This window comes from Halalkalibacter sp. APA_J-10(15), from assembly GCF_023017105.1.
Classification (GTDB): Bacteria; Bacillota; Bacilli; order Bacillales; family Bacillaceae_D; genus Halalkalibacter.
Genome location: NZ_JALKEV010000001.1, coordinates 83154 through 104499, shown reverse-complemented (window position 1 = coordinate 104499; position 21346 = coordinate 83154). Strand labels below are relative to the sequence as shown.

General features: G+C 39.1%; 19 protein-coding genes. 5 read left to right on the top strand and 14 right to left on the bottom strand.

All coding sequences use genetic code 11. The features are described 5' to 3' along the window. Positions 1-243: 243 nt before the first annotated feature. From MW695_RS00530 to MW695_RS00520, 3 genes are all read left to right on the top strand, one after another. Positions 244-1194, top strand: coding sequence for an ATP-binding protein (locus tag MW695_RS00530; RefSeq protein WP_247101589.1), 951 nt, complete (start codon positions 244-246; stop codon positions 1192-1194). 5 nt (positions 1195-1199) lie between these two features. Then, positions 1200-2948 carry a tetratricopeptide repeat protein gene (locus MW695_RS00525; protein ID WP_247101586.1) on the top strand — a complete coding sequence of 583 codons (1749 nt, stop codon included), beginning with the start codon at positions 1200-1202 and terminating at the stop codon, positions 2946-2948. Positions 2949-3258: 310 nt separating this feature from the next. Then, positions 3259-3807 (top strand): nitroreductase family protein, encoded by a 549-nt coding sequence (locus tag MW695_RS00520; protein ID WP_247101583.1) that lies wholly within the window; start codon positions 3259-3261, stop codon positions 3805-3807. 332 nt (positions 3808-4139) lie between these two features. On the opposite strand, the gene MW695_RS00515 is transcribed toward MW695_RS00520, so the two are convergent. The 4 genes from MW695_RS00515 to MW695_RS00500 form a co-directional block, all read right to left on the bottom strand. Beyond that, on the bottom strand, positions 4140-5666 hold the full coding sequence (locus MW695_RS00515) for a malate:quinone oxidoreductase (protein ID WP_247101578.1): 1527 nt from the start codon (positions 5664-5666) through the stop codon (positions 4140-4142). 197 nt (positions 5667-5863) lie between these two features. Continuing rightward, entirely contained in the window at positions 5864-6529 is a 666-nt protein-coding gene (locus MW695_RS00510) for a response regulator transcription factor (protein ID WP_247101575.1), read from the bottom strand. A 377-nt stretch (positions 6530-6906) separates the two neighbouring features. Beyond that, the gene (locus MW695_RS00505; protein ID WP_247101568.1) at positions 6907-7086 is read right to left on the bottom strand and encodes a hypothetical protein; all 180 of its coding nucleotides are present in this window, start codon (positions 7084-7086) and stop codon (positions 6907-6909) included. Between the two features lie 68 nt (positions 7087-7154). Then, the gene (locus tag MW695_RS00500) at positions 7155-10244 is read right to left on the bottom strand and encodes an LPXTG cell wall anchor domain-containing protein (RefSeq protein WP_247101566.1); all 3090 of its coding nucleotides are present in this window, start codon (positions 10242-10244) and stop codon (positions 7155-7157) included. Between the two features lie 544 nt (positions 10245-10788). Between MW695_RS00500 and MW695_RS00495 the strand changes: the two genes are divergently transcribed. Continuing rightward, positions 10789-11556, top strand: coding sequence for a class I SAM-dependent methyltransferase (locus MW695_RS00495; protein WP_247101562.1), 768 nt, complete (start codon positions 10789-10791; stop codon positions 11554-11556). 117 nt (positions 11557-11673) lie between these two features. On the opposite strand, the gene MW695_RS00490 is transcribed toward MW695_RS00495, so the two are convergent. The 5 genes from MW695_RS00490 to MW695_RS00470 form a co-directional block, all read right to left on the bottom strand. Then, entirely contained in the window at positions 11674-12459 is a 786-nt protein-coding gene (locus tag MW695_RS00490) for an ABC transporter ATP-binding protein (protein ID WP_247101559.1), read from the bottom strand. A 1-nt stretch (position 12460) separates the two neighbouring features. Further along, positions 12461-13501: a FecCD family ABC transporter permease gene (locus tag MW695_RS00485; protein WP_247101556.1), complete on the bottom strand. Its 1041-nt coding sequence runs from the start codon at positions 13499-13501 to the stop codon at positions 12461-12463. After that, a complete protein-coding gene (locus MW695_RS00480; RefSeq protein WP_260505813.1) occupies positions 13498-14502 on the bottom strand; it encodes a FecCD family ABC transporter permease in 1005 nt (334 codons plus the stop codon). The genes MW695_RS00485 and MW695_RS00480 overlap by 4 nt, the downstream gene beginning before the upstream one ends. Positions 14503-14505: 3 nt before the next feature. Continuing rightward, entirely contained in the window at positions 14506-15450 is a 945-nt protein-coding gene (locus tag MW695_RS00475) for an ABC transporter substrate-binding protein (RefSeq protein WP_247101549.1), read from the bottom strand. Between the two features lie 358 nt (positions 15451-15808). Beyond that, positions 15809-16174 (bottom strand): helix-turn-helix domain-containing protein, encoded by a 366-nt coding sequence (locus MW695_RS00470; RefSeq protein WP_247101546.1) that lies wholly within the window; start codon positions 16172-16174, stop codon positions 15809-15811. A 154-nt stretch (positions 16175-16328) separates the two neighbouring features. Here MW695_RS00470 and MW695_RS00465 point away from each other — a divergent pair, with 154 nt between their 5' ends. Next, a complete protein-coding gene (locus MW695_RS00465) occupies positions 16329-16979 on the top strand; it encodes a nitroreductase family protein (RefSeq protein ID WP_247101542.1) in 651 nt (216 codons plus the stop codon). Between the two features lie 235 nt (positions 16980-17214). Here MW695_RS00465 and MW695_RS00460 read toward each other — a convergent pair whose 3' ends face one another. From MW695_RS00460 to MW695_RS00440, 5 genes are all read right to left on the bottom strand, one after another. Beyond that, complete coding sequence (locus tag MW695_RS00460; RefSeq protein ID WP_247101539.1) at positions 17215-17658, bottom strand: methyltransferase family protein; 444 nt, start codon at positions 17656-17658, stop codon at positions 17215-17217. A 149-nt stretch (positions 17659-17807) separates the two neighbouring features. Next, complete coding sequence (locus MW695_RS00455) at positions 17808-19004, bottom strand: oligogalacturonate lyase family protein (protein ID WP_247101537.1); 1197 nt, start codon at positions 19002-19004, stop codon at positions 17808-17810. A gap of 103 nt (positions 19005-19107) precedes the next feature. Further along, positions 19108-19749 (bottom strand): phosphatase PAP2 family protein, encoded by a 642-nt coding sequence (locus MW695_RS00450; protein WP_247101534.1) that lies wholly within the window; start codon positions 19747-19749, stop codon positions 19108-19110. Positions 19750-19951: 202 nt separating this feature from the next. Continuing rightward, on the bottom strand, positions 19952-20191 hold the full coding sequence (locus MW695_RS23125) for a YjcZ family sporulation protein (protein ID WP_373647006.1): 240 nt from the start codon (positions 20189-20191) through the stop codon (positions 19952-19954). Between the two features lie 112 nt (positions 20192-20303). Beyond that, entirely contained in the window at positions 20304-21161 is an 858-nt protein-coding gene (locus MW695_RS00440; protein WP_247101531.1) for a protein-glutamine gamma-glutamyltransferase, read from the bottom strand. Positions 21162-21346: the final 185 nt, after the last annotated feature.

Genomic DNA, 21346 nt, shown 5'->3' with positions numbered 1-21346 from the left:
ATTTTAAAACCTTCCTCTATTATGTTCCATGTATCCTTAAATGAATTAGAGCAAATGTCTTATGAACCTCAACTATATGATCCAGATAACTTCTAACACATAGTCCATTAGTCATCTTCTTCTATCCCATATGCTTATCTTGTTCCTATTTGTTAAAAAAAGGGCCTTGAGGTACTATATTCTTGTTCCTTATAACTTATAGAGGAGTGCAGGATTCTATTTTTGACATAGGAGGAACTTGAGATGAATCATGACAATCAACCGCAAAACAAATTAAAAGTTATTTCGTATAACCAAGAACAAAATAAAATAGTCGAGTTCGAACAAAAGCTCATAACATTTGCCGATGTAGGTGGATTAGAAGATGTAAAGAAAAAAATAAAAATCGATTTTATCATGCCTATTCAATCACCAGAAATCTTTAAAGCGTACGGTAAAGCAATTGGAGGTGGGTTACTATTTTATGGACCTCCAGGCTGTGGTAAAACCTTTCTTGCACGAGCAATTGCTGGTGAAATTAATGCTCGCTTTCTCCATTTAGATTTACAATCAATTCTTTCGAAGTGGTCAGGTGAAGCGGAACAAAACTTACATGAATTCTTTGAGGATGCAAGACAAAAAAAGCCATGTGTTCTATTCATTGATGAATTAGATGCTTTAGGCGGTAACCGACAAAAGCTACATTCCCACCATGAACGTTTACTCGTCAATCAATTATTAATGGAGCTTGATGGATCAACATCGAATAACGAAGGCATCTATGTAATCGGGGCAACCAATACCCCTTGGTATTTAGATCCCGCACTTCGGCGCCCTGGACGCTTTAATTCACTTCTATTTCTACCACCGCCAGCATTAGAAGAAAGAAAAACAATTCTAACTTTAAAAACGTCAGGGAAACCACAACAAGAATTACAATTAGATCTTGTAGCAAAATATACTGAGCATTTTTCCGGTGCTGACCTTGAATATTTAGTAAAAGATGCTGTAGACCTAGCGATTGCTCGCTCCTTTGAAACTGGAACGGTCCAGCCTTTAACAAATCAGGATTTACTCAATGCAATGGAAAAACGACAACCAACCACACTAGAATGGTTTGCAACAGCCAAGAGCTATGCCAAATTTAGTGATGTTAATCAAGAATACAAAGATGTCCTTGATTATTTTTATAAAAACAACTTAAAACAAGGATGAGCAAAATGGAAGATTCATTTTATGAGAAAGTTAGATTAATTAAACTTTACATTAACAATGGAGAAATAGAACGGTCTAAGGATTTAGCTGAGGAAGCGATTCGAGATGAACCTGAGAGTTATGTAGGATACAGCTTGATGGCCTATCATTACCATTGTTTAAACGAATTTGAAGAAGTACTTAAATGGACAGATGAAACACTTAATCGGGCACCTGAAAATGAACATGCGCTTGAAGTTGTTTTAAGATTCTATCCAAAGCTCCCGGAAAATGCACAAAAATGTAAAGAGATAGCCGAAACTGGGTTACGTCTTAACCCTAACAATCACACCTTTCTCTTTCATTACGCAATTGTGATTTTATTTGAGGATCAAGAAAAGGGATTGGAGCTCTTAAATGAAACAATAAGACTTCAACCAGAGAATGATTTTTATTTAGGTACGTACACGAATATTTTATTTCAACTAGGAAGAAATAAGGAAGCAGAAAAATATGAACAATTGGCTTTGCAAGCAAATCCTGAAAATAGTAATAATTTGCTTGATTTTGCTTGGTACGCCTTTCAGTTAAAAAAATATAAAAAGGCACAAGCTCTTATCGCAGAAGCGATAAGAATTGAACCAGAGGATCGGAATATTCGTAGGTACTATCAAATCATATACCCATCTAAACACCCTTTTGTTCGACTGAGATTTGATTTTAATTCTATACTAAAAAAACCTTTAATACGTATAAGTACGTGGATATGGACATTATTTAAACAAAAGCCTCCATTCTGGACTGTTTTTCTAAGTGTTCTGTTTTTAAGCATCATCGGTCTGTATTTCCTATTAGGAAGAAATATTTTTATAATAACGATGAGCATTTACCTTTCCTTTATATTTATAAGCTATAGAATATCAAGATCTCTACTTAAAGAAACCGGAATTACGGACGATGAAGAAAGATCATTAAAAAAAGAAACAAAAACAACACAAAGAGAAGCTATAAAGGAAATGAAACAGTCTCTTCCAATAAAGCATGATCCTTATCCAGAACAATCATCATTATCACCAGATGAATTACAAGCTAAGCTAACAGAGCTATGGGATTCTGATAATATTACTGAAATAAAAGAAAACACAAGATATATAGAATCAAAACCTACAGCTGAAACCAGGAACAGAAACAACCAATCTACCACAACAGCAATAGATTGGTCCGAACGATACCAAGAACTTAAAGAATACAGCAAATGGCCTGTGTACGTTATGATATCTGGACTGATTTTAAGCTTACTATTTCGATTTGGCCCACATATACTAGAAAATGAATCGTCACATCAACCAGTATCATCAGAGGTTCAAGAATCAATTATAGAATTCCAGCAAACACAAGCAGAGGAAGATGATGATGAGAAAGATGATACTGTTGCCGACCAGACTGAGACGATTCAACATTTTATAAAAAGTATTATTGAGCAGAATGTAGCCGAAGAGATGCCTGAACTTGTTTCTTCCAGTGTATTATCAATGATCGAGGACAATCCTGATCACGCTCTCTTTGATCAACTCGAAAATAGTGAAATAAAAGAAAGCTTCTTCCCCCACCGAGGTTTATCAATTGGTTATTTCTACTTGGAAGACGTTGACGGTAATGCTACTGCGTTTATTGAAGTTTTTAGTGAAAACATAATGAATATTTACGCAAAAGGCTGGAGTAAAACAGAAGAAGATATAGAAAAGTATTATGAACTTTTAGAGTACGTAAAGTAAAAGCTTTGAATTAGAAAGCTTAATTAAAACAATAAAAGGGGATCAAAGCATTATTACAATCGGCTCAAGAGTGAATTTCATCATTAGGTGCATTTGATTACTTGATTCGAAATTAAATCAATGGATAAAAAGAATGTCTCCACTCCATGCTGGGGCATTCTTTTTTCTATGAATTTTAAATTTGAGACTTTCCACTTTCTTTTTTTATCATCTTATGTCATTATAAAAGACAATGATAATCATTATCTTTTGTAAGAACCTATACATTCTCATTTAAAGGAGTTCAATTATAAATAGAGGAGTGATATCAATGAGGACCCTTTCAAGCCTTGCAACAACGATAAGAGAGCGCCGCTCCATTAAAGCCAATTATTTAGATAAGCCTATCTCGAAAGAACTAATACACCAATTATTAAACACCGCCATTTGGGCACCTACTCACGGATTACGAGAGCCATGGCGATTTATTTTTGTACCAACAGAGCACAAAGAATCCTTTGTACAAAAATTAGTTACAACTTTTCCTAAAGAGCTGCAAAAAAATAGGGAGAACTATTTCAGACAACCAGCTGCCTTTCTTATCGTTATTATGCAAGAGGACCCTAGACAAAAACAGTGGGAAGAGGACTTTGGCGCCGTTAGCTCCCTCATTCAAAACTTTCAGTTACTTGCTTGGGAGCAGCAGTTAGGCGTTGTTTGGAAAACAAACCCTCACATATATGACCCTAAAGTACGAGAATTACTAGGAGTTAACCCCGGAGAGAAAATTGTAGGCTTCTTACACTTAGGCTATTTTGACGAGGCTCCGACCGGTGCAGCTCGTACTCCCGTAGAAGAGAAATTAACAATTTATGAATAATCACGATAACATTGAAGATGTGTCAAATAGACTCATTGACACATCCTTCTCCATTTACTTGGAACCAGCGACTATTCAATAGAGGCTAGCTGAATGAAAAATGGGCTCTTTTCAAACGACTCCCAAACGTTTTTATTGAGGCCACTGAAAAAGGACAAATTAACTTTTTCAGTACCTTTGAAGGAAGAGCAATGGCTTCACTCGTTGCTCGATTGACACGAGAAACCCACTCGTATCAATCTTTTCAAAACAGGCAACGGTTTCGCTCATTGCTTAAAGGGCACAAAAAAGTTGGAAACCAAACTTTTTCTGTGCCCTTCCCAATCAACAGCTTATACTTCCTGTAGGATGCGTCTTTCTTCATCAGCATCTTCCTCTTTATTCACTAGTTCAAGTGTCTCAGCTGCAGAATCACGAAGGTCACGAATCAGGTCTGCACGTTCACTTAACGTTCCTCCATATGAAGGGATCATTTCTTTTAGTTTCGGCTCCCATTCTTTAATTTGTTGTGGAAAGCATTTCTCAATGACCTCCAGCATAACGGAAACAGCAGTTGAGGCACCTGGAGAAGCACCTAGTAAGGCCGCAATTGAACCGTCAGCAGCATGAATCACTTCCGTACCAAATTGCAATGTCCCTTTTCCAGCATCCGTATTCTTAATCACCTGTACACGTTGACCGGCTACTAGCAGCTCCCAATCCTCGCTCTTAGCATGTGGAATAAATTCACGTAACGCTTCCATACGTTGCTCTTTTGACAGCATCACTTGATTAATTAAATATTTCGTCAATGCAAAATTTTTCAGTCCTGCCGATGTCATCGTCGATACATTATTCATTTTAATCGACATAAATAGGTCAAACAAAGAGCCTGTCTTTAAAAACTTCGGCGAAAAACCAGCAAACGGCCCAAAGAACAACGATTCTTTCTTGTCAATCAGTCTTGTATCAAGGTGAGGGACAGACATTGGTGGTGCCCCGACTGGCGCTTTACCATATACCTTCGCATAATGCTTTTCAACAATTTCTGGCTTCTTACACACTAAAAATAATCCGCTTACAGGAAATCCACCGATTCCTTTCCCTTCAGGAATACCTGATTTTTGCAACAAATGTAAGCTTCCTCCACCAGCTCCGATAAAGACGAATTTAGCTGTACGACGTTCACTCACACCTGTATCCAGGTTACGTACCTTTAGTTCCCAAGCACCGTCATCTGTACGTTTTATATCATCAACACTGTGTTTATAGTTTATTTGAACGTTTTCACTTTCTAAATGGTTAAATAACTTACGCGTTAACGAACCGAAATTCACATCGGTTCCAGTTTCAATTTTTGTCGCCGCCATTGGTTGATCCACTTTACGATCTTTCATCATAAGTGGAATCCATTCTTTCAGCTGCTCGGGATCATCAGAAAACTCCATCCCTTCAAAGAGTGGATGGTTTGATAACGCTTCAAATCGCCTTTTTAAAAACAATACATTTCGTTCCCCTTGAACAAAGCTCATATGAGGCAGCTGCATAATAAAGTCTCGCGGATTTTGAATGAGATTACTCTTAACAAGATAAGACCAAAACTGCTTCGAAACTTGAAACTCTTCATTTACTTTAACCGCTTTACTAATCTCTACGGAACCATCTTGTTTTTCCGCGGTATAGTTAAGCTCACATAATGAAGAATGCCCTGTGCCTGCATTGTTCCATTCGTTAGAGCTTTCCTCTCCTGCGCTTTCGAGCCTCTCAAACACTGTAATCTCCCAATCTGGAGCTAACTCTTTCAACAGTGACCCCAAAGTTGCACTCATAATTCCAGCACCGATTAAGATAACATCTGTCTTCGTTTGTCTGTTGCTCATTTTTACCTTCCTTATCCCCTAAGATTTACAGAAAGGATGTAAGGAGTTCCTACAAGCCAGGGAGCGACCTAATCCCACATCATTTCTGGATCAAATATACACTTATACCCTAGTGTATCACTATTATTTAAAAAATTAAAATGTTTATTTGTGGTTATCGTGTTGTCATAGAGTTCCACTTCATTTTTAGTAGATCATCAAATGTTTAAAAGCTGATGCAAATATGATACTAGCTCGGTACGATTCTTCACACCTAATTTCTCATAAAGCTTACTGCTGTAATTTTTGATTGTACCTATTGATAAATAAATTTCTTCTGCCATACGTTGATTGGAATATCCTAATGCCATTAAATGCAACATTTCTTCTTCTCTCTCATTTATATATATACCATGTTCTTGTAATTGTTCTTTTATTCTAACGCTCATCTTATGCTGATTGCTTAATTGCTCCATCAATTTCATTTGAACCGATTGAGGGAATACCATATGGCCATTTAACACTCTTTCCATTGATAAAATAAGCTCGTCGATTTCAATATCCTTTAAGACATACCCAGCTGCGCCTAACCGCATGGCTTCTAATATGTACTGATCATCGACAAATGTTGTTAGCATAATGACAGGAGCCATACATTCCATTTTCTTTAGCTCCTTCAATGTCTCAAGTCCATTCATTTCTGGCATTTGAATATCTAACAAAATTAAATCAATCTTCTCTATATGGATCATGTCTAATAGATGGACCCCATTCTTTGCTTGTATGACGACTTGAAACCTCTCTCTAAGGTCAATCATCGTAGCTAATCCTTCTCTAATAAGCGCTTGATCATCAACTATAGCGACCTTTATCGGATGTTCCATGATGCCCTCTCCTCTCTGCTTCAGTATCTCTAGACAATAATAACTGAACTCCTATACGGCTCCTCATAATACCACAACTAATTATCTTAAAATGTTGAAAAAATTTAATAATTGATTGGTTATCGTACATCATGTAGCTTACTTTCATTTTACATCGTTCGCTATGTTTATCAAGAATAGGAATAAACTGTGTAGCAGCCTTTTCTGATTTGCGTCGTTACATAGACCAAAGTGGTGTACACAGAACAGCGCCATCCGTGCGGTCACATTCAACATTCTCGACGGAACGTCATTCCGTTATTTTCTTGATACAACCTTTTTTGCCTTCCCTTCCGGATCCTCAATCCTCTATTTAACCATTGTCGCTTCGCATTTCTCTATTTTGGGTGTATTAGCGGAATGACGTTCCACTTCGAACGAATAAACGGCGTATTTCTTCCATTTAACGGAATGACGTTCCATTTGGTAAAGGAAAAACGCTCAACGCCGATACTACAGCCTAATACATTTACACCTTCATGCTTATCTCCTAATTTTGCTTCTATTAAAAAATCCATGTTTCACTATGCAAAACACTAGTGAAACATGGATCATCCAGATTGTTATTTGCTTATTCTAATAAAAATTAACGTGACTTAACCGAATGTTGTCTACGATAGCCGATAAAGAGAATACCTCCAAATACAAGCAAGAAAATCCCCATTAATAAGTAATTAAACATAGAAGTAGCTGTTTGTGGTAATGCATCGCCATCACTAGCACCTTTGCCGGTTCCGTCGCCATCCCCGGGACCTTCACCATCTCCTGGGCCTTCGCCGTCTCCTGGGCCTTCACCATCTCCTGGGCCTTCACCATCTCCTGGACCTTCACCATCTCCTGGGCCTTCACCATCTCCTGGGCCTTCACCATCTCCTGGACCTTCACCATCTCCTGGGCCTTCACCATCTCCTGGGCCTTCGCCATCTCCTGGGCCTTCGCCATCTCCTGGGCCTTCACCATCTCCTGGGCCTTCGCCATCTCCTGGGCCTTCGCCATCTCCTGGGCCTTCACCATCTCCTGGGCCTTCGCCATCTCCTGGGCCTTCGCCATCTCCTGGGCCTTCATCTTCTTGACAAACTTCCATCGTACTATTCTCCAACGTAATATTTCTAAAGAAGACGTCCTCACCACATGGACTTTCAAGAATAGAAGAATCACGCATCGTTAAATCTTGCATCAGAATATCTCTTGTATTCGGCATATCTGCACGTGCTGCAATCCGAATGCCACTAGATCCTTCAACAATCCCGCCGTTAATCGTAATACTAAAGCTGTTTTCAATTAGCATTGCGTTATTCCCTGTGTTCTTAATATCAACGCGCTCAATGACAGCTCCACCACTTCGGGACACACTGAAAATACCTCTACCGCCTCCACGAGCAACGACTTCATTAACAAAAACATTTTTCGAATACTCATCATCAATATTCCCATTTCGATTGGCCATCCGGAACGCTGCATACCCCGTACCTGTTCCTGCGCCAAATCCATAGACCGTATCCACCTCAGCATTTATTGTGTCATTTAATAGCACGCCAGCATATCCGGTATCAACTGCTGTCACGACACCAATCTTAATGCCATCAACTCCATACGTTTCCACACCATGATCGCTCGTTCCAGATACGTAAACGTTATCAATTTGAACATCACGAACGCCATACACACTATCATCATCACGACTATCAATTCGGATACCCAAACCACCATCTAGACGTAAGTCAATATCACCTAGGTGAACATTTTCAGATGTACGAACGAAAATACCAAAGTTCGGAGTACCTGTTACACTCAGTTTGGGAATCGATACATTCTCAGCGTGCATGACACGTACTGCCGCATCTTGATATCCATAACTGAAACCGTCACCTGTCCCTTCTACATGAATCGTTCCATTTACTTCAAACAACGTATGACTCGGTAGTTCAACCGACTGATCACCTTGAATCGTACCAGAACCATGAACAACAACCTTCTCTTGCGTCGTACGTTCAGACGTTAAGCTATCGACCGCCGCCTGCATCGCTTCATACATGTTATCTCCAGAATAGACAACTTCTTCCCCATTAACCGCTTCCCAACCATCATCAGTTTGGAAAACTTGAGCATCATACGAATCATAATCAGGTGTTTCTCGCGATTGTGTTTCCCTTTCTTGCGCGACAATCATTTCTGATGATTCCGAAATTCCACCAGCATTTACAGCCTTTACAGCATAGTAATATGGATTCGTTGAATAAATATCCTCATCCGTAAACGCTAGCTCACTCGTCATACCAATTAACTCATATGAATCTTCTACATGAGGAATCTGATCTTGTTGAAAGCGCGTTCGATAGACATAATAACGTTCTGCCTCATCTACTTCATCCCATGAGAACGTCACCTTTTCCTCTTCCACCACTTCGCCAAGCTCTAGACCTTGTGGACGATTAGGTGCAGAAACGTCTTCATCGACCATCGTCACCGTTACTTCATTACTCGGCTCCGTATCAACATTTAAATCCGTTTTAGGTGTAACCACATATGTGTACGTATAGCCGAGCTCTGGTGCCTCGTCTTTGAAGCTTGATTCAGATGTTTCACCAATTGATGTAAAACGGTCCTGTCCCTCTGCTCTTCGAAACACTTCATATGAATGTGCTTCTTCCATGCTATCCCACGTTAAATGAACGTAAGAGTCTTGTCCAAGAACTACCTCAGATACCTCTAAGCTCGTAATCATTAAAATAGGAATGATTTCTACTGCATTAATACGTGAATCATCAAAGAATTGAATGACTAATTGACCATCCGTCACCTCAACATTATCATCATACGTGATATATTGTCTTGGAGCCGTTACTTCTCCACCTTTTACCTCACTATCTTGAATAGAATAGCTTGTCGTATTCTCATCCCATTCAGCCCCCGTTGTAATGAGAACTTTGTAATGTCCATTCGGAACATCGGCTTTAAAACTGTTATCACCAGCTGTAACAAAATCTCTTGTTAAATTATTTGCCTGATCACGTGATCCAGCTACGCTATCAAGTCCGTATCCAAGATCACTGTCATAGACCGTCGTTTCTGATACTTTGGTATACCCTTCTGCAATAGGGCTTGTCTCTGTCCCTAGATCGAACTTAAACGCAAGTGGCTCATCAGAGTCTTGCTCCGTAACTTCAATCGCATTAATACGTGCCCAAGCATCCCAAAACTCAATTGTAAGCTGACCATCCGTTACGGTTGCTGTATCTTCATACGTCCTAAAATGCCCGCCATTCGTAGGGTAGCCACCTTGATCTTCCCCACCTTGGATTCGATAGCTCGTCGTATTGAAATCCCAATTCGATCCCGTAATAATGACAACATCGTAATCACCATTAGGTAAATCAACCATAAACGTGTGACCGCTCGCTAAAACGAAATCTCTACGTAAATCGTCACCTTGATCTTCAGCGTTTCCTTCATTCACTTCTTCAAAACCATATCCCTGATCACTCGTATATTTAGTCAAATCTGAAACCTTTGTAAAGCCGCCCGCAACAGAGCTTGTCTCTGTTCCGAAATCAAAGCTTAATTGAGGACGTTCCTCTTCATTTGTAGCAGCTACTGCCGCAATTCCACTCGTCGAAAACAAAGAAAAAATTATCACAAACACCATAAAAATCGATAGCTGTTTACGCTTTTTCATCTAATCGCTCCTATAATTTTTTATTTTTACTTTTAACAACTTGAAAGCGCTGTCATTACCGGGTAATCACATCCCTCCTCACTCATCCTCACGATTCTCGATGCCCAACATCGCTATGTATGTAGGTGATTACTTAAATTGTGAATGATTATTGAATAATTGTCTTGTCTCAGATTGAGGTTATTGGATGAATTTTTGACTGAGAGTGAGGTTTATCTGTTTTTATTTATGATTCATGTCGTTTCATAAGGAAAATACATCAATTAAAACAACCAATTCCAATAAAACAAAAGGTATATGCTCATAAAACCAAATATCTTACATGAAAACTGCCTGCCCGTAATATTGAGTGAATTTTCAATCTTTTTATTATCTAAATTTGATTTTATGTTACAGTTATCCATATCATACGAGAAAGCGAGTGATTCTTATGAATAGGAAAAAACCTATATTAATTCAAATAAAAGTGAGGTATGGGAGGGACAATTTATCTTTTATCTAGAACCCTTCCATGAATAAAAACCAAATACGGAGGGTAACTGATATGTCATTTAGTTATTATGGTGAACTTTGCACGGAGCTTTACAATTTAACCAAAAAGGTCGGACAGTCTTTAGGTGGGGATATAGAATATTACCGTGAGAGACTTCAAGATTGTAAAGGACCTATCCTTGAAGCAATGGTAGGTTCAGGACGTGTGATTATTCCACTTTTAGAATCTGGTCTTAATGTAGATGGGGTTGACTACTCTCCTGAAATGTTGGCTTCTTGCCGTCAACATTGCAAAGATCGAGAATTAAAACCAAATTTATATGAATCAAATTTACTAGAATTCTCTTTATCAAATAAATATGAGGCTATTATCATTCCTGCTGGATCCTTCTTATTAATTGAAAAACGAGACGAATCCATTGCCGTATTGAACCGTCTTTATGAGCTTCTTTTACCAGGTGGAAGATTAATGCTTGACCTTTTTCTCCCCAACCAATTTGAGATTGATGGGAAATTTTCAGGAACATCAGCCTTTAGCTTACCAAACGGGGACATGATTACAATGGAAGAGAAACTAGTCGAAGTTGATTTTTATAATCAATACAAAGTTTCCTATTATAAGTATGAGAAATGGCGTGAAGGACAACAGATTCAATCCGAATTACAGCGTTTTGCTTTACGTTGGTACGGCATCGAAGAATTTAAGCTAGTGTTGGAAGGCATCGGTTTTTCAGAGGTGGTAATATCAGCAGATTTTGAATACGGTACGCAACCAACAAATAGCACACAGAAATTCGCGTTTGAAGCTATTAAAAAATAAACTATGAATGTGATACCAATCAAACCCTAACCGTTAAGACGGAAAAGGGGTTGATTGGTATTAATGTTACGTGGCCTCAATAGTGATCATTTCTATTTCATTATAGCCCCTTGCAGTTTAAATTACGGAATAAGGTACGTACACAGTATGATTTGATTCTGGATCAGTCATGATATTAGCTCTAATTCGAAAAACGTTACGAAGCATTTCTGGTGTAACGACTTCAAGCGGTGGGCCGCTACTATAAATCCGTCCATCCTTTAAGACAATAACCCGATCGGCATACGCTAGCGCCTGATTGATATCATGCAATACCATTACAACCGTCTTTCCTTCTTCTCGGTTAAGTGAAGTGATCAGGTTCAATATATTTAGTTGATGGTGCACATCCATAAAAGTAGTCGGTTCATCTAATAGAAGTATTTCTGTCTCTTGAGCAAGTGCCAGAGCTAACCAAGCACGTTGGCGCTCCCCACCTGACAGTTCATTCAAATATTGATGCTGAAGAGGTAGAAGGCTCGTCCGCTTTAAGGCATTATGGATCGCTTGGTGATCCTGCTTACGAAGCATCTTTAATGCCCCTGCATGCGGAAATCGACCTTGCTCAACTAGCTCATAAACGGTCATGTCAAGTGTCTCGTTAATTTGCGAGAGCATAGCCATTTTCTTAGCGATGTTTCGATTCGATTGAGCGGCAATATCTTGACCGTCAAGATAGATTGATCCTTTCTTAGCAAGTAGTAATCTACTTATTGTTTTTAAAAGGGTTGACTTTCCGCTTCCATTAATACCTAGTAAAACGGTAATCTCACCTTCCTTCATTACGGCATTAATATCCGTTAAGATAGCTTTATTTCCATATGAAAAGGAAAGCTCCTTTGTTAACAATTTGTCTGAATTCATATCAACCCCCCCTTTTCACTACATGTTTGCGCAGAATATAAAGAAAAAATGGTGCCCCTAGTAAAGCAGTTATAGCACCTGCAGGCAATTGAGCCTCTTGATTAAATGATGGGATTGGTACAGCCACGATTAAATTCTGAGCAATAAAATCAGAACCTGCTAGTATTAGAGCTGAAATCAAAATGCTTAATGGAAAGGCCTTACGTGCATCCTCTCCAACAAAGCGTTTAGCAAGATGTGGCCCTATTAAGCCAATAAACCCGATAGCTCCTACTACTGATACCGCTCCTGCGGTCAGGATAGCTGAGAGTCCGAGTAATAATAGACGTGTTTTCTTAACAGGCAAGCCTAAAAGAGAAGCTTGTGTATCACCTAACCTTAATCCGTTCGTTAAACTAGCTGATAGTAGCCCAAGCGTAATCCCGATTAAAGCAAATGGGAGAATAATATACACATGAATCCAAACTCTTCCATTTAAAGAGCCAATAACCCAAAGTAGAACACTGCCCATTGCCTCCTGTCTTGTTAATAGGATAAAGGACGTAGTCGCTTGAAGGATGGAGGATATCAAAACACCAATTAATGCAATTTGTACGTCTCCATTACCTGCTTTATTACTTACATAAAACACCAACAGCGTAGCAATTAAACCACCGATACAAGCAAATACAGGTAATACACTTGAAGTTGTTAAGTATGACGGGGCCATTGTAATAGCTAAGACTGCAGCTAGCACACTACCACTGGTCACCCCGATAATACTTGGCTCTGCAAGTGGATTTTTCGTAATACTTTGCAAAATAACACCAGCCAAACCTAGCATGGAGCCTGCAAGGACAGCAATAATGTAGCGCGGGAGGCGGAGCTGCATGACGATTCGTTCTACGACAGGATCAGCTTCATCACCTTTGAAAATAAACAAAAACTCAGTTAACGATATAGACGTTTTTCCAAAAAGCATCGTCACCATTCCAATAGTCAAAATACTGATAACTAGTAAAATGGAAATTAGCCATGCTTTAGAACGATATAGTTGCCTCATGTTCTCACACTCCTTCTGTAAAGGAGTACTAGAAAGAGACTACCACCAATAATAGTCGTCAACAAACCTACTGGTAGCTCAACTGGATAAAATAATATGCGCATTAACAAATCCCCTGTTAGAAGAAGTAATCCACCTAATAGCGCTGTTATTGGTAAAACAATTGCAGCATTTGATGTACGAAGCAACCGTTTTGTTAAATGTGGTGTAATTAAAGAAATAAATCCGATAGGACCACAATTAGCTACTACAACTGCTGTTAAGCCTGCACTTATTACAAGCAATAGAATTTTCATTGTAAGAACCGATGCTCCTCTGCCTACCGCCGCTTCATCTCCTAAGCGAAGAACATTAAGACTTCTTGCACTCCCTAATGCCAACGGGACAAAAATAATGAACCACGGAAGCAAATGCGATACATGGCTCCAATTTCGAGCAGACAAACTTCCAGCCAAATAAAAAAACAATAACCCTATTTGGTTTTCTCTCCCTAAAGCAATAATAATGATAATAAGTGCATTTAAAAATGCTGAAACAGCTGTACCAAGTAGAATGATACTTCCTTTCTTGAATGTGCTTTTGGCACTTGCTATAACGAACCCTCCTGCAATAAGACCACCTAAAAGTGCTAGAAATGGCTGTACTGTAAATAGCACTGGTAAACCAAACACAGTCATACAGGCCATTACAAAAGATGATCCTGCCGTCACACTAATTAATTCAGGTGTGGCAAGATCATTTTGGAAAGTGTCTTGTAGGATATGCCCAGCTAATGCAAGCATCATCCCAGCCATAATCGCTATAATCGATCGAGGCATCCGAATCTCCCAAACGACAATCCGATGAATCTCCAAATCATATTGATTAGTTAGAACCTGACCTAATGTAGCCAAATCTAGCGTTGGTTCGCCCATTAGCAATGACAAAATAAATAGACAGATGATACATAAAAACAAGAATGCCCCTATATAAATTGATTTGTGGATTTTCTTGTTTTTCATTTTTTATGATTCCAAATCTGGATACATAAGTTCCATTGCCTCATTTAAAATAATCGTTAACGACCCGAGACCCCGTCCATTCGCCCAAATATTCGTTCGAACTTCATAGACATTATCCGTTTTTACAGCGTTTAGCTCTCCCCAAACAGGATTACTTGACAATTGCTCAGATAAATAGGGGGCATCATCCCCGAAACGAAAAGTTTCCAAAAATAAAACATCTGGATCTTCCTTCAAGATCTCTTCTAAAGATAGCTGCGCACTCCCATCACTATGATCGGTCGTCCAAGGGTAATGTGCTATTTGTGCGATCATAGAGCCGACAACAGATGTTTGCGTATCTACACCAAAATTAGTATCAGATCCATACATAATTAATGCGGTTCGTTTTTCCGTTACACGATTCATTTGCGTTTCCAGATGCGCTTCAAATGTCTGAACAGCCTGTTCTGCCTCAGTCTCTCTATCAAGAGCCTGTCCTAACTCCATAATAAATTTGATCGAATCCTCATACGTCTCAGGTGATACAATATACAGTGGTATCTCATCTCCGAGAGCCTCTCTAATATTCTCGTGAACGCCTCCTAACCCGATCACAAGATCAAGCTCTTGTACAAAGATATCTTCCACATTTGGTTCAAAGAACGAACCCCCAATCTTCGGAATAGACGCTGCTTCATCACCATAAAATTCTGGTTCACCTGTAATACCGTCACCTGCTACAGCAGCAGGAGTAAGTCCCAGTTGCTTTAACGTATCTACACATATTTCAGTTAAGCATCCGACCTTCTCTGGTGGTAAATGGAATGTCAACTCTGTCCCCAAGTCATCTATTAATTTTACTGATTCACCTTCTCTATCCAATTCAGCATCATTCGTAGTAGAAGTCGAACAAGCAGAAAGAATGATAGCTAGACATACACAAAAAAATAATTTTCGATTGATCATTTTAAATTCTCCTCCGTTTTTCAAATCGTAACAATTACTATTTAAATAGTAATTTAGTTATATAAATATGTAAAGCTAATTGCTTAGTTGTTCGGATCATGCTGCTCTCTATGGGACTATTCCGTCAGTTCCCGTAATAAATAGTAGAATGGCCAAACAATAAAAACAGCGTAAGCCCTGGACAAGAAAATAAAGTCCTAGACTGCCGCTGTATGATTGACCAAACGTTCCTCATCAGAACGATTAATGTATTGTAGACCGACTAATAGCGTTGTTTACGCATCAGATTGATATAGGTTTATGTGCATTCAGTTAAGTAGTTCTATAACCTCCAATACGGTTCCACTTATTTCATAAATTAATATTTTCCGAACCCATCCTCACACGTAATATCCAATTCTAGAATACCGTAAAGATTTTGTTTAGATTCCTCTAATTTTTTTTGAGCGTCTTCTATTTCTACTATTTTTTCTTTAATAATGCGTGTTTGTTCATCTTTTGACATTCCATTTTTTGAGATCATAGATTTTATATCATTAATAGAAAAACCAACAGCTAAACAATTTTTAACAACAGCTAGATAATGAATAATTTCTGAAGAATAATTCCGATAATTATTCTGTTCTCTCAGTATATAATCATCAGTGATAATGCCTATTTTCTCATAGTAACGGATAGTTGATATGGGAAGGTCAACAAGCTTTGCTACTTCACTAATTTTCATATTAATCACCTCGTTTTTATTCTTGCTATGAAGTATACTTCATAGTTTACAATTCTCATAGTGAGACCTCACAAATATTAAAAAGGAGTTAATATGATGCCTCGAACGCATGCAGTACAATTTTGAAACCAATAGATGAAGGAGAGAAAATTACATGAGTATATTTACTAAAAAATTCCATGAAACAAACGATTTCAATGAAATCGTCTTGGAGCGTCGTTCCGTTAAGGTCTACGATCCTGAAGTGAAAATCAGCCGGGAGGAAATGACCGAAATTTTGGAGGAAGCCTCCCGCGCTCCTTCTGCCATTAACATGCAGCCGTGGCGTTTCCTTGTCATCGACAGCGCTGAAGGCAAAGAAAAACTTGCACCGCTAGCCTCATTCAACCAGACGCAAGCTCTGACTTCCTCGGCTGTTATTGCGGTATTTTACGATGCAAACAACATTGAATATATTGACGAAATTTTTGGCAAATCAGTGGAACTTGGATACATGCCACAGGACATTATGGATATGCAATTGCAACAAGCGAAACCTTATTATGCGAACCTGCCCGCATCCGACCTGCGTGACATGAACCTGATTGACTCGGGTCTCGTTTCGATGCAACTGATGCTTGTTGCCCGGGCCCACGGATATGACACTAATCCGATGGCCGGTTATGAGAAGGACCAGATCGCTGAGGCATTTGGCCTTGATAAAGACCGATTCCAATCGGTCATGTTGATCTCAATAGGGAAAGCAGCCAAAGAGGGCTATCCTTCCTACCGCCTGCCGGTTGAAACGATTACAACTTGGGCATAATCAACAGTTACTCTCAAAGACTAACATAACTATGGATGTTGGTATTCATTATACCAGCGCACGTGTTCAAAAGCTTCGTGCAACAGGCCGGTGGGCAACCACGGCAAGAATTTCAAACAACCGACTAAAAAACCACCGGACTCTAAGGCAGCCAACCTATTCCCGGTGGTTTTTCTTGTTCTTCGTTGATTAAACTTTATTTTAAAGCGACACTATTCACTTAGCTGATTCTATATTAAATCCACCTTCTAGTCGAAGCCTTATACCTCTCATATTCCGCTCCAAACGTTTCGTTTAACGCATTCTCCTCATGCTTAATATACCATCGGTCTGTCACAATTAGAAACAATAAAACAAACATAGCGGGAGAAGCCTCACCCAATACGACAAGCAAGCCTACTAACGCAATCAAAAAGCCTACATACATTGGGTTTCTACTATATTTGAACAAGCCTTCCATCACTAATTGATCTGGCTTTTGGAATGTATGAATGTTAGTCCGATGTTGGCGAAATGTATTCGAACCCCATGTAGATACGGCTAAGCCTGCCACCACAAGAACCACTCCCGTTAGATTATAAGGCATCGAAATCCATAAATAATATGGGTAATACATTCTTAACAGCACCATACCAAGACAACAAATGAGAAATAAATGAGGTGGTAGTAGAACCTTCATAGACGATTCCCCCTTGTAGGATTTACTACTATTTTAAAAGGATCATGATTGAGTGCATTAACATAGGTTAAGATTGAATAGTAGTCCTTCAAATCAAAAAAGCTTGATAAAGGCACGGTAAGCACCTTTTATCAAGCAAATGGTAAACACTAATCCTTCACTAGCTTTCCATCCATTACTTTCGGCAAGCTCTCAAACTCAGGAACATCAACAACATATACATTGCCGTATCCCGTACGGTCACTCGTAAACAGTACTTTCGATCCATCAGAGGTCAACCGAGGGTGGACATGAACCTGCTGAACTTGAAAGCTTCCGCGATGCTTACATAAGACACGCGGTCCTTCCATGCCAAAAGCGGTTTTCCTCCATAAGAAAATACAATCCTGATACCTTTCACCGTGATAAGCGCTCGCTTGTTGCCCATCTCCTACAATAAGAGTAGCGCCATTGGAATGGATGTGCATATTCTGGTATGGAAATTCAAACTCCTCTGACGTGCTATTATCATATTTCGCATAACCTAGAAATTTGCCATCCTTACGATCAAGCGAGTCAGTAAAGCCATGATAGCCAATATGAATTCCATCTGCATGCCAATACTCATGACCGGCATACTGGTTCGGCTCTCCTTCTCTTATTTTCCAAACTTCACCTGTCTCAACATTCATTGCCCATATACGATGGTCGACCTTCTCCCATGGACCTTCATGACAAAAGCTAATTATATGCGATTGTGTCGGTGACGCATTCACATGTCCGATCCAACGTTTTTCTTCATGAATCACTCTAGCTTCTCCCGTTGCAAGCGTCAGCAAGTAAATTTGACAATGAGGTCGTGCCGCTTCTGTCTCCTCAAAGCCAACATAGCCCCCTGATAAATTCGTGCTAATCGATTGCGATAAATCCTCAGAAAGTCCAAAGCAAAGCGCTTGACCGTCCGCCGTACAGCTAATATTACTAAAATGATACCCATCTGGTTTTGTGTAAATAACTGTCTCTTCATACGTCTCAAGATGAATCAAAACAATCGATTTTCCGTATGTAAAGTACGCCTCATTTTTCTGTGGATTTATATACGTTCCTTGTATACCTTTTGGAACCTTTTTATCTAAGTCCGTCAGTTGTGTTAATTGTCCACTTGTTGTATCCAGGCTATATAAATTAACCGCATTCCCCCGTTCGGAACAAACTAATAATTTTGCTCCGTCATCATACCAACCATCATTCGTGAAGTACAAATGATAGCTATGCGCAAGGTAGTCCGTCCATTGCGTAATGGAGGCTCCCGTCATTGGATCTGTAAACGTGCTCTTCTCAGACGACCATGTTGTTCCTTTTCCCATTAATGATCCCTCATTTCCTTTGAAAACCTTTAAGTAATCGTTTTCAAGTATGACTTGTACTATATTTCGACAAAAATGAGGGGAATCCTTGTTATGATTTCATTTAATAAGAAGTCTGTCGATCTTTACGATATTGATACACCGAAATCGTTAAGAAGAGCCAAGTCCCACTTACTAAATAAGCGCCTAACACATCACTCGGATAATGGACACCGAGATAGATTCTACTAACTCCCATAGCTATAATCATCACCACGCTAAATACAACCAAGCATGCTCTTCCCATTGAATTTGAAATATGCCGCCAAACTAAAAAGGTAATAGCCCCATATAGCGTCAATGCAGCCATTGAATGTCCACTCGGATAACTGTAGCCTGTCTCTATAATGAGTGGGTCGATGAATGGTCTTTCACGCTTAAATATATACTTTAACAGCAAATTTAATCCCATTGATCCAAGTGAGACGATAACAAACAAGATCACCTCATCACGTTTTCTGTATAATTTATAAATAACAAGAAGCACCGATAGTGAGATGATCACGACTGGCCATGTGTTACCGATAAAGCTAAGTGCCATCATTCCTTTTGTAACAACAGGGTGTTCAGAAGAGCGAATATATGACATGATCCTCTCATCTAATGAAATCGTTATCCCTTGTACAACACAATAGGTTAATAAGATGAAGCCTACAAGTGGTAAACCCCCAAGAAAGATCATCATTCGTACTAGTTTCCCATTCAACCATACACACCTTCTTTTCCTTTTAAAGAGCAATGATAAAGTTAAAAATCAACCTTTTACAGTGGCCTTCTAATACCTACCTAGTGTGAGCTTTCTTACAAAGAGAAATACCCGTCACTTATCGAATTCGATAAGTGACGGATAGGGAGGGTGCGGGACTCGATTTTACAAATGACCGAGTATCACCCTTCATGTTCCTAGATTAGCATTTAGGAAAGCTACTTCCTACAATAATTAACAAAATAAACAATACAACAATCAATACGAAGCCACTCTTTTGAGCAGGTGCTGCATAGCCATATGAAGGGGCGGCGTAGTCATAGCCATATGAAGGGGCTCCATAAGGTGCATCCATTGCTCCAGCAACCATAGTCGGTGGGACATTTGGCGGGACATTAGCTCCTGCCATCATATTAGGGGGCATATTTGCGTAATCATACATATTAAACACTTCCTTTTCGGTTAGTTGATTTACACTACAGTATACTCACCTAGTCAGAAAGTGAACCTGTCAACCAAATAAATGGGTGAATGTCACAAGTTTTACAATCCCATTAGATTTGGTGACCATTTAGAAAATACTGATAATCGATACAGGAGATTGAACAAAGGTTATGGTGAACGATCTTTTTAGTTGGTTGATAGAAGATGGAACCACGATGTAAATGCAACAGCATATGCATCGTTTCAGGAGAAATTCTTGTTAGTAAAGTGGCTAAATAAGCCGATTGCATACTTCCTGGAGATCTTTGTTCATTTAAAAATTGGATCATCTCTTCGGCAGTCATGATCCCGAAACCATGACCGAAGAACGTTCCATCACTCATCACAACCGCATTTTCACCTCGATACCATGGTGTATGCGGATGGAAATCAGGATTATTAAAATACACAACATCTCCTGGCAAAAAACGAGTTGAAGAGTAAACAGAGTTTAATTCTAAGCTAGGGTCTGTATGCCAGCTATATAAATACAGGTTTTGAAAAATAGAATTAAACCGTCGGCTCCCGATGCTTTTTAAAATGGCCTGATAATAAATAATGATAATCGCCGTCGCGCATTCAAATGCATAAAGGGAGCTGTTCCGATAAATGTCTAGAATAGCCTCAGATGGCTGCACATCATTCCTTAATAAAAAGCCTCCAGCATACGTCAAAGTCCAGTATGCTGGATTACATTGAGCATGTTCAAAGGTCGTAAACGTGACCTGACTCGCATTCATCTCTTTTGCACTATCTAAAATGTGTATTCGCATGTTCAGTTCAAAGTGAAGCTCATTCATCGAAGGGTAGGCAAATAATTCAGGTGATTCAAGCATTTGTTGAAGGATTACATGCCCCACGCTTCCCAAGTCTACTGCATTCTCTTGTGAAAATGGTCTTCCTGCTACTTGTATCATATCATCCCCCATTTCATTTTGATCCTTAAGAACATGACAGAGACAAACTTCTCCTTTTTAGAATCATCAGATGGAATCTTTATCTAAATCTATATGTTTAGGTAGGGGAATACTTGCTAATAGGTTTTATATTGATCATTGTGTAGCTTTAACTATATGAAACAAGCAAAAAAAGACACTCACAAATGAGTGCCTTG